The 10,681-nt window shown below is 31.9% G+C and carries 11 protein-coding genes; all 11 read left to right on the top strand.

Features of this window, described 5'->3' with window-relative positions; genetic code table 11:
• Window positions 1–47: 47 nt before the first annotated feature.
• The 11 genes from rimP to AACQ14_RS19105 all read left to right on the top strand — a co-directional run bounded on the left by rimP (window position 48) and on the right by AACQ14_RS19105 (window position 10,556).
• On the top strand, window positions 48–515 hold the full coding sequence (gene rimP / locus AACQ14_RS19155) for a ribosome maturation factor RimP (RefSeq protein ID WP_339365193.1): 468 nt from the start codon (window positions 48–50) through the stop codon (window positions 513–515).
• Between the two features lie 85 nt (window positions 516–600).
• Window positions 601–1,713, top strand: a complete 1,113-nt coding sequence (nusA, locus tag AACQ14_RS19150) for a transcription termination factor NusA (protein WP_339365192.1) — start codon at window positions 601–603, stop codon at window positions 1,711–1,713.
• 51 nt (window positions 1,714–1,764) lie between these two features.
• The gene (gene rnpM / locus AACQ14_RS19145) at window positions 1,765–2,040 is read left to right on the top strand and encodes an RNase P modulator RnpM (protein WP_153064145.1); all 276 of its coding nucleotides are present in this window, start codon (window positions 1,765–1,767) and stop codon (window positions 2,038–2,040) included.
• Window positions 2,033–2,341 (top strand): L7Ae/L30e/S12e/Gadd45 family ribosomal protein, encoded by a 309-nt coding sequence (locus tag AACQ14_RS19140; RefSeq protein WP_339365191.1) that lies wholly within the window; start codon window positions 2,033–2,035, stop codon window positions 2,339–2,341. The genes rnpM and AACQ14_RS19140 overlap by 8 nt, the downstream gene beginning before the upstream one ends.
• Before the next feature lie 18 nt (window positions 2,342–2,359).
• A complete protein-coding gene (gene infB, locus AACQ14_RS19135; RefSeq protein ID WP_339365190.1) occupies window positions 2,360–4,342 on the top strand; it encodes a translation initiation factor IF-2 in 1,983 nt (660 codons plus the stop codon).
• A 193-nt stretch (window positions 4,343–4,535) separates the two neighbouring features.
• On the top strand, window positions 4,536–4,898 hold the full coding sequence (gene rbfA, locus AACQ14_RS19130; RefSeq protein WP_339365189.1) for a 30S ribosome-binding factor RbfA: 363 nt from the start codon (window positions 4,536–4,538) through the stop codon (window positions 4,896–4,898).
• 1 nt (window position 4,899) lies between these two features.
• Complete coding sequence (locus tag AACQ14_RS19125) at window positions 4,900–5,862, top strand: DHH family phosphoesterase (protein WP_339365188.1); 963 nt, start codon at window positions 4,900–4,902, stop codon at window positions 5,860–5,862.
• Window positions 5,859–6,758: a tRNA pseudouridine(55) synthase TruB gene (gene truB, locus AACQ14_RS19120; RefSeq protein WP_339365187.1), complete on the top strand. Its 900-nt coding sequence runs from the start codon at window positions 5,859–5,861 to the stop codon at window positions 6,756–6,758. The genes AACQ14_RS19125 and truB overlap by 4 nt, the downstream gene beginning before the upstream one ends.
• Before the next feature lie 12 nt (window positions 6,759–6,770).
• Window positions 6,771–7,685: a bifunctional riboflavin kinase/FAD synthetase gene (locus AACQ14_RS19115; RefSeq protein WP_339365186.1), complete on the top strand. Its 915-nt coding sequence runs from the start codon at window positions 6,771–6,773 to the stop codon at window positions 7,683–7,685.
• Between the two features lie 270 nt (window positions 7,686–7,955).
• A complete protein-coding gene (rpsO, locus tag AACQ14_RS19110) occupies window positions 7,956–8,216 on the top strand; it encodes a 30S ribosomal protein S15 (RefSeq protein ID WP_113674803.1) in 261 nt (86 codons plus the stop codon).
• A gap of 243 nt (window positions 8,217–8,459) precedes the next feature.
• Window positions 8,460–10,556 carry a polyribonucleotide nucleotidyltransferase gene (locus AACQ14_RS19105; protein ID WP_339365185.1) on the top strand — a complete coding sequence of 699 codons (2,097 nt, stop codon included), beginning with the start codon at window positions 8,460–8,462 and terminating at the stop codon, window positions 10,554–10,556.
• The last annotated feature ends 125 nt before the right edge of the window (window positions 10,557–10,681 follow it).

The following is a 10,681-nucleotide window of genomic DNA, read 5'->3' as shown; positions in this document are numbered from 1 at the left end:
CCACTCTTGTTATGTATATAAGCTAATAGAAAGAAGGGTGATATAATTTGTCATTTAGAGAACATGTGGAAACACTAGCAGAAGAGATATTGATTCCGATTCTAGAAGAGAATAGATTCGAACTTGTAGATGTTGAATATGTAAAAGAAGCTTCCAATTGGTATCTAAGAATTTTTATTGATAAAGACGGTGGGGTTACAATAGATGATTGTGAACTTGTAAGTAGAGCTTTTGATAGTGAATTTGAAGATAAGGACCCAATTAAGGAACCATATATATTAGAAGTTAGTTCTCCTGGACTTGATAGACCATTAAAGAAAGATAAAGATTTTGCAAGAAGTCTAGGTGAGAAAGTAGAAGTTAAATTATACAAATCTATCAATAAGAAAAAAGAATTTGTAGGTTTGTTAAAGAGTTATGACGATGATAGTATAACACTTGAGTTAGAAGATGGTGAAGATTGGTCTATTGCAAGGACTGATATAGCAATTATTAGACTGGCAATATTATTTTAAATATATTTTGAAATGAGAAGCTTTTATGTCATTTGCTAAATTAAAGAGCTTTCCTATAAGATTAAAAATACTGAGGAGGATTAAAATGAATGCTGAATTTATTGAAGCATTGAACCAAATTGAGAAAGAAAAGGGTATTAGTAAGGATATATTAATTGAGACAATTGAAGTTTCTTTAGTTACAGCATGTAAGAATAACTTTGGTACTGCACAAAATATAAAAGTTGAGATCGACCGTGATAGAGGTGATGTTGCGGTTTATGCTGAAAAAGAAGTTGTTGAAGAAGTAGAAGACAAACAACTTACTATCTCATTGGAAGATGCAAAAAAAATAAATCCAACTTATAAGTTAGGTGATATGATAAATATTGAGATAACACCTAAGAATTTTGGAAGAATAGCTGCTCAAAAAGCGAAGCAAGTTGTTGTACAGAAAATAAGAGAAGCTGAAAGAGAAGTTATATTCAATCAATATATTACTAAAGAAAAAGATGTTATTACTGGTATTATCCAGAGACAAGTAAGAGATAATGTAATTATTAACTTAGGTAAAATCGATGCTATCTTAGCTGATAAAGAACAAGTTCCAGGTGAAAGATATTATCCTAACGAAAGATTTAAGGTCTATGTCCTAGAAGTAAAAGAAAGTACAAAAGGACCTAAGGTATATGTTTCACGAACTCATCCAGAACTCATCAAAAGATTATTTGAACAAGAAGTTCCAGAAGTACATGATGGTGTTGTAGAAATAAAAGGTATTTCTAGGGAAGCAGGTTCTAGAACAAAGATAGCAGTTTACTCAACTAATAGAGACGTCGATCCAGTAGGATCATGTGTAGGTCATAATGGTGCTAGAGTATCAATCATTGTAAATGAACTAAGAGGAGAAAAAATTGATATTATCCCTTGGGATGAAGACCCAGTGAAATTCATATCAGCAGCTCTTAGTCCTTCAAAAGTAGTGAAGGTTATTGTTAATGAGCAAGATAAGAGTGCTAAGGTGGTGGTTCCAGATTATCAATTATCTCTAGCAATTGGAAAAGAAGGTCAGAATGCTAGACTGGCTGCGAAACTTACTGGTTACAGAATTGATATTAAAAGTGAAACACAAGCTAAACAGACTAATTTCATTACTGAAGAAGAGACACTTGGAGCACTTTTATCAAGGAACTCTTTAGACGAAGAAGAACTTTACTAGTATTTACTTCTTTCATAACCATTCTTAATAAAAACAATAAAGAAGGGAATGATGAAAATGGCTAGAAAAATACCTTTAAGAAAATGCACGGGTTGCCAAGAAATGAAGGATAAAAGACAGTTGATTAGAGTTGTCAGGACAAAAGAAGGTAATATATCCATTGATAGTACTGGTAAGAAAAATGGTAGAGGTGCATATATATGTCCATCTATAACATGTCTTGAAAAAGCTATTAAGAATAAAGGTTTAGAACGTTCTTTTAAAGCAAGTATTCCAAGCGATGTGTATAGTGCCCTTAAGGAGGAATTAAGTAAAATAAATGGATAAAAAAGTTTATTCTCTATTGGGACTATGTAAACGGGCTTCAATGCTTAGTTCAGGAGAATTCATGACTGAAAAAGCTGTAAAGAACAAAACTGCGAAGCTAGTAATTGTAGCAGCTGATTCTTCTAAAAATACAAAAAAACTATTTAACAATATATGTTTTACACATAAAGTTAAGCTTATAGAGTTTGGTACTAAAGAAGAATTGGGTAGGGCTATTGGCAAAGACATTAGAGCATCCATATGCATTCTAGATGAAGGATTTGCTAAAGCTATTGAAGAAAATACTAATTTCAAGACTTAAATTTGCGGAGGTGGTAATATGTCAAAAGTTCGCGTATATGAAATCGCTAAACAACTTGGATTAAGTAATAAAGAATTACTTAACACGTTAAAAGAATTTGATATCGAAGTGAAAAATCATATGAGCTCATTGACAGACGAGGAAGCAAGTATTGTAACTGAATACTATGCTCCTAGTAATGATGAAAATAATGAAAAGGTAGTAGATACAAATAAGGAATCACAAGAAATAGAAGATGACAATGAAGATTTAGATGTAATCACAATACCAACCAATGTAACTGTAAAAGATTTGGCAGAGAGACTTGGTAAGCAATCATCTGATATTGTAAAATCTCTTATGTTAAAAGGGATTATGGCTACTGCTAATCAAGAAATTGATTATGAGACAGCAAGTTCAGTTGCACTAGAATTCGATTTCCTGACAGAAGAAGAAGAAGAAAAAGATATAGTTGACGAATTTTTTGCTGAAGAACCAGACGATGAAGAGGATTTAGTTACTAGATCTCCTATAGTTGTAGTTATGGGTCATGTTGACCATGGTAAAACATCTCTATTGGATGCTATACGTGAAAGTAATGTTACATCCAGAGAAGCTGGAGGAATAACTCAGCATATTGGTGCATCAGTAGTAACTATAAATGACAATGACATTACATTTTTGGATACACCTGGTCATGAAGCTTTTACAGCAATGCGTCTAAGAGGTGCTATGGCTACAGATATAGCAATACTAGTTGTTGCCGCTGATGATGGAGTTATGCCTCAGACAGTTGAGGCTATAAACCACGCAAAAGCTGCTAATGTACAAATAATTGTAGCTATCAATAAAATTGATAAACCAGGTGCTAATCAAGATAGAGTTAAACAAGAATTAGTAGAATATGGTTTAGTAGCAGAAGACTGGGGTGGAGATACTATTTGTGTACCAGTCTCAGCAATAGAAAAAACAGGCCTTGACCAATTACTTGAAATGATTCTTTTAGTGTCTGAAATGGAAGAATTAAAAGCTAATCCTAATAAAAAAGCTAGCGGTACAATTGTAGAAGCTCAGCTTGATAAAGGAAGAGGTCCAGTAGCAACTGTTCTTATTCAAAATGGTACCCTTAAGGTTGGAGATGCTATTATTGCAGGTACATCATATGGTAAGATAAGAGCCATGATTGATGACAAAGGACGTAGAGTTAAACAGGCAGGTCCTTCTACACCAGTAGAGATTTTGGGATTATCTGAAGTTCCTGTAGCTGGAGATGCGTTCTATACTGCTAAGAATGAAAGAGAAGCTAGACATGTAGCTGAAAAAGTAATTAGAAGAGATAGAGAGAAACTTATTCAGAATACACCTCAAAAAGTTACTCTTGATGACCTATTCAGTCAAATACAAGCTGGTAATATGAAAGAACTTAATATTGTTGTCAAGGCAGATGTACAAGGTTCTGTCGAAGCAGTAAAACAAAGTCTTGTAAAATTATCTAACGAAGAAGTTATGATTAAGGTTATACATGGTGGAGTAGGTGCAATTAATGAATCTGATGTAATGCTTGCATCTGCATCAAATGCTATTATTATAGGATTTAATGTTCGTCCTGAAGCCAGTGCAAAAACTGTAGCTGAAAGTGAACAAATTGATATACGTTTGTATAGAGTAATATATAATGCCATTGAGGATATTGAAGCAGCTATGAAAGGTATGCTTGACCCAGAATACAGAGAAAAAGTTATAGGTCATGCAGAAGTTAGACAGACATTCAAAGTTTCAAGTGTAGGAACTATTGCAGGTTCATATGTACAAGATGGTAAATTCACAAGAAATGCAAAAGTCAGACTTGTTCGTGACGGTATAGTTATATACGAAGGAGAACTTGAATCACTTAAGAGATTTAAGGATGACGTTAAAGAAGTTAACTCTGGATATGAATGTGGTATTATGCTCAGCAAATTCAATGACCTAAAAGAAGGGGATATTGTTGAAGCATATATTATGGAAGAGATACCAAGATAGTCAAGAAAAGAGACTACGTCTCGTCTTGCGTAGCAAGTTTCCAGTCGTTAGGAAAGTTTCCTTGACGCATATGAAAGCGGTTCTTTTTCATATACTTAATTAGAACTTTCCTATAAGATAATAACTTTATAACAACTATGATATGGTTTATATTAAAATATGTATTACTCATAATATAAGAAGGTGAGTAGAAATGAAGAAAAGAAGTAATAGAATTATTAAAATTAATGAAGAAATCAGAAGAGAAGTTAGTAATATTTTAAATAGAGGGTTGAAGGATCCTAGAGTTAATCATATGACAAGTGTAGTAAGTGTTGATACTACTCCAGATTTAAAATATTGTAAGATATATGTTAGCGTACTTGGTGACGAGACATCTCAAAGTGATACTTTAGAAGGATTGAAATGTTCTACTGGATTTATTAGAAATGAACTAGCTAGAAGGATAAATCTAAGAAATACCCCAGAAATAACGTTCGTAGTAGATCAATCCATTGAATACGGGATAAATATGTCAAAATTAATTGACGAAGTTAATAAACCAAAAGGTGAATAATATGAATCTACAAGAAATAATTAATATATGTGATGGCTACAATAATACCATAATATCAGGACATATACATCCAGATGGAGATTGTGTTGGTGCTTGCTATGCATTAGCATTAATTCTCCATAAAAAAGGAATAAATGCCGCTGTTGCTTTAGATGATGTACCTGATACATATGATTATCTAAAAGGTAGCAATTATTTACTAACAGCAATCAAGAAGGATAACTACGTTTTTATCTCTCTTGATTGTGGTGATAAAGAAAGACTTGGAGCTTATTCAGAGATTTTTGACAAGGCTTCTGTAACTATTAATATAGATCATCATATCAGTAATACAAAATTTGCTGATTATAACTATGTTTCAGATGTCAGTTCTACTTGTGAGATAGTATATGACATTCTTGAACGTTCCAGTGAAACTAAGTTATTAGATAAAAATATATGTGAAGCGCTGTATACAGGACTTATCTATGATACTGGAGCATTTAAACATAGTAATACTACAAAAAGGACTCATGAAATAGCTGGTGAGTTAATTAAGCATGGAATAGATTTTACTGATATCACTAACAGGCTTTTTTATTACAGATCTTACAAATCCTTAAAAATTCTAGGAACAGCTATTAAAAATTCTGAGTTTTATAAAGATAATAAAGTAATATTTACACATTTAACAATAAATGAACTTAAGGAATACGATTGTGATAAAAAGGATACAGAAAGTATAGTTCAAATATTAAACGAAGTCATAGAAAGTGAATGTGCTATATTCATTATACAAAACGGCAGCAATACTTATAAAGTAAGCTTAAGATCACGTAATGATATAGATGTATGCAAAATAGCCAAGAAATTTGGCGGCGGCGGACATACAAAAGCTTCAGGGTGTACCATGTCTGGTAATATTACAGAAATAAAAGATAAATTATTAAGTGCAGTAGAAGAACAAATAAAGGATATCATATGAATGGAATAATTAATGTTTATAAAGAAAAAGGTTATACATCATTTGATGTAGTAGCAATACTTAGAAAAAAATTGAAAATAAAAAAAATAGGGCATACAGGTACACTGGATCCAGAAGCTGAAGGTGTACTTCCTGTATGTGTAGGAAAAGCTACAAAAGTAGCTGATTACATTACAGATACAACTAAGACATATCTTGCTACGATGACTTTAGGAATAGAAACAGATACAGAGGACCATACTGGTAATATTATTAGTGAAAAAGAAGTGACATGTTCTAAGGAACAAATAGAAGAAGCTGTTAATTCTTTTATAGGTGATTACAGTCAGATACCTCCTATGTACTCTGCTCTAAAGGTAAATGGTAAAAGATTATACCAGTTAGCAAGAGAAGGAAAAACTATTGAACGTAAAGCTAGGAATATATATATTTATAATATAGATATTATAAATACCTACGGTACCAATGTTGAGATGAAAGTTAAGTGTTCAAAAGGTACTTATATAAGGACTCTATGTGCTGATATAGGAACTAAACTCGGTTGTGGAGCTCACATGAGTAAACTCATAAGGACTCAGTCAAGTCTATTCAGTATTGATTCTAGTATTAAACTAGGTGAAATTGATTATTATATCATGAATGATAAACTGAATGAGATAGTTACTAGCATTGATAAAGTTTTTCAGGATTATAATAAATTGGTTGTTCGTTCAGAATATGATAAATTCCTTTATAATGGTAACAAATTAAAGGTAGAATTTATAAAAGACGGTGAAAATGTAACAGAACAGATGCATTATAGAATATATGATGAAAACAACAATTTTATCGGCATATACCAATCTATATTAAAAGATGAAATTATGATATTAAAGCCTATTAAATTGTTCTTATAAGGAGATTGTTAGATGGAATACATTAAAGATACAAAAGAATTTACATCTCCTCCTTCTGTTGTAGTCCTAGGCAATTTTGATGGAATACATATCGGTCATAGAAAACTCATATGTAAGGCCTTGGAGCTATCTAGAGAACTTGGTCTGAAATCATTAGTTCTTACTTTTGATCCACATCCAAGTTTTGTATTAGCAAATAAAGAACCTGTTGACCTTATATATCTAAGCTGTGAAAAGGAACGACTTTTAAGTAATATAGATATATTTGTTGAATATCCTTATGACCTTGTTACAGCAAAGATGACCCCAGAGAATTTTATTGAAAAAGTCATCTGCAAACAACTAAACGCTAAATTTATTGTAGTTGGAAATGATTACAGATTTGGGCACGAGAGAAAAGGAGATATTAATTTATTAAAAAAATTATCTTCTAAATATGGATATGAACTAATTACAATTCCCAAAATTGCATATAACAATAATATTGTAAGCAGTACATGGATTAGAAAAGAAATAAAACAAGGTAACATAGAGCTGGCAAATAAATTGTTGGGTGAGAATTTTAGCATAGCAGGAAAAGTTGTAGAAGGTAAGAAAAATGGAAGAAAATTTGGATTTCCTACAGCGAATATAATACCCCATAGATATAAGATATTACCACCTAATGGTGTTTATTATTCAAATATATCCGTTAATGGTAAAAAGTACAATAGTATTACCAATGTAGGGGTGAATCCAACATTAAATGGACAAAAAAAAGTTGTGGAAACGCATATATTAGGTTTTGACGAAGATATATATGGACAAGTTGTAGTTGTAGAGTTTATTCAATTCATTAGAAAAGAAAAAAAATTCAATTCTATTGAGGAATTAAAAAAAGAAGTTTCTAGCAATATAGAATACGTTACAAGCTTAATAAATGAATAATGTTAAAAAATGTTGAAGAAATAATATGGATATTGTATTTTTTATAATAAAAATGTTAAAAATATACTAAGTATAGAAGAAATAACATAAATTGATTTCGTAATATTAAATCATGCAAAATTAATAACTAGATATCACATAAAATAATTTGTTTACAAAAATATCTATTTATGATAAAATTTATTGATGTAAGCCATTGCTCAGAAACTTGGGAGACTCCGACCCTTTCTTAGCAATAGGTGTTTATCTAAAATTATGGAGGTAAAGAAAATGGAAAAAACTAAACAAGAAATAATTGCAGAATTTGGAAGAAATGCTACTGATACTGGTTCACCAGAGGTTCAAATCGCATTACTTACTGCAAGAATCAATCACTTAACAGAGCATTTAAAAATGCACAAAAAAGACCATCACTCAAGAAGAGGATTACTTATGATGGTTGGTCAAAGAAGAGGTTTATTACAATATCTTAAGAATAAGGATATTGAAGGATATCGTAGCTTAATCAAAAAATTAGGATTAAGAAGATAGTTATAATCTTATTTGATTGAAACCTAGAAATTATATTTTTAGGTTATTGAAGAGCGGAGAAATCCGCTCTATAATTTTAAATTTAAAGAATTAATCAGTTTTTATGTCTTTAGTACTAGCATAGTTAACCTTTAGTCATTAGTTTTTGTTTTTTAAAATTCATAGAAATAGAAGATGAAAACTAACGACTAAGGATCTAGACTAAAGACAACCAAAATTTATTATTCGGAAGGAGATTGTTAAATGTCTAGAGTATATTCATTAGAATTAGCAGGTAGAACTCTATCTGTTGAAATTGGAAAAGTTGCAGAGCAAGCTAATGGAGCTGCATTATTAAGATATGGAGATACAGTTGTATTATCTACTGCAACAGCATCAGAGAAACCACGTGAAGGAATTGATTTCTTCCCATTAAGCGTTGATTATGAGGAACGTTTATATTCAGTTGGAAAAATTCCAGGTGGATTTATAAAAAGAGAAGGAAAACCTACAGAAAATGCGGTACTTACTTCAAGGGTTATTGATAGACCTATCAGACCTTTGTTTCCAAAAGATTATAGAAATGACTGTGCAGTTGTAAATACAGTTCTTTCTGTAGATCAAGACTGTCAACCAGAACTAGTTGCTATGATTGGTTCATCTATAGCTTTATCCATATCTGATATTCCTTTCCAGGGTCCAACAAGTTCACTTATGTTAGGATATGTTGATGGAGAAATCATTGTTAATCCTACAGCAGAACAAAGAGAGAAGTCAAGAATGTCATTAACTGTTGCATCTACTAGCGAAAAAGTTGTTATGATTGAAGCTGGTGCAGACGAGATACCAGAGGAAACTATGGTACAAGCAATTTTTAAAGCACATGAAGAAAATCAGAAAATAGTAGAATGGATAAATGGTATCGTAGAAAAAGAAGGTAAAGAAAAGCATGGTTACGAAGAGTCAGCAGTGCCTAGTGAAGTATATGAAGAGGTAGTTAACTTCATTGGTGATGAAAGAATGGAAGCTGCAGTGTTTACTGATGTTAAACAAGTTAGACAGCAAAGAATCAGCGAAATTACTGAAGAATTAACTGCAAAATTTGAAGAAGAAAATGAAGATTGGGTTTCCTATATAGGTGAAGCCGTATATAAATATCAAAAACAAACTGTAAGAAGAATGATTTTAAAAGATCATAAAAGACCAGATGGACGTGCTCTTGACGAAATTAGAAAATTAAGTTCAGAGGTAGATATTTTACCTAACACTCATGGTTCAGCATTATTCAGTCGTGGACAAACACAAGTTCTTACAGTTACAACATTAGGACCTCTAGGAGAAGTTCAGATGTTAGATGGATTAGATGAACTTGAAACATCCAAGAGATATATACATCATTATAATTTCCCATCATATTCAGTTGGGGAAACAAGACCATCTAGAGGACCTGGACGTAGAGAAATAGGACATGGTGCATTAGCTGAAAGAGCATTATTACCAGTGATTCCATCAGAAGAAGACTTCCCATATGCAATAAGACTTGTATCTGAGGTACTCAGCTCTAATGGTTCTACTTCTCAAGGAAGTATATGTGCAAGTACTTTATCACTTATGGCATCTGGAGTACCAATAAAAGCTCCAGTAGCTGGAATATCAGTTGGACTTGTTACAGGTGAGACTGATGATGATTATGTTATGCTTACTGATATCCAAGGGCTTGAAGATTTCTTTGGAGATATGGACTTCAAAGTAGCAGGTACTCATAAAGGTATCACAGCAATTCAGATGGATATTAAAATACATGGACTTACTAATGAAATTATAGAAAAAGCTATTTACCAAACTAGAAGAGCTAGATTATTCATACTAGATGAAGTTATGCTAAAAGCTATTGATGAACCAAGAACAGAATTATCCAAGATGGCTCCCAAAATTCTTCAAACTAAGATTGATCCAGAAAAGATCAGTGAGGTTATTGGACCACGTGGAAAAACTATTAACAAAATCATTGATGAAACTGGAGTTAAGATTGATATTGAAGATGATGGAAGAATCTTTATCTGTGGCGTAGAAAGTGAAGCTACTAATAAAGCCTTAAAAATAATTGAATCCATAGCAAAAGATATAGAGGTCGGCGCAATCTATACTGGAAAAGTAGCAAGAATAACTAAGTTTGGTGCATTCGTAGAAATAGCTCCAGGCAAAGATGGATTAGTTCATATATCAAAATTAGCTCATGAAAGAGTTGGAAAAGTTGAAGATGTAGTTAGTATTGGTGATGAAATCCTAGTTAAGGTTACAGAGATAGATAATCAAGGTAGAATTAATCTTTCAAGAAAAGATGCATTACCAAAAGAATAATAATTTACTTTATTCAAGGGAAGCGGCTTAGTCGCTTTTCTTGATTTATTATTTGTTCAAATGCACATACTGTATTTAGAATTAATTATTTATTTTACTTTCCCATTACCATTAATATGACTGCA

This window comes from Vallitalea maricola (assembly GCF_036985595.1).
Classification (GTDB): Bacteria; Bacillota; Clostridia; order Lachnospirales; family Vallitaleaceae; genus Vallitalea; species Vallitalea maricola.
The sequence above is the reverse complement of the archived record's forward strand: the minus strand, read 5'-3'. Positions and strand labels throughout refer to the sequence as shown.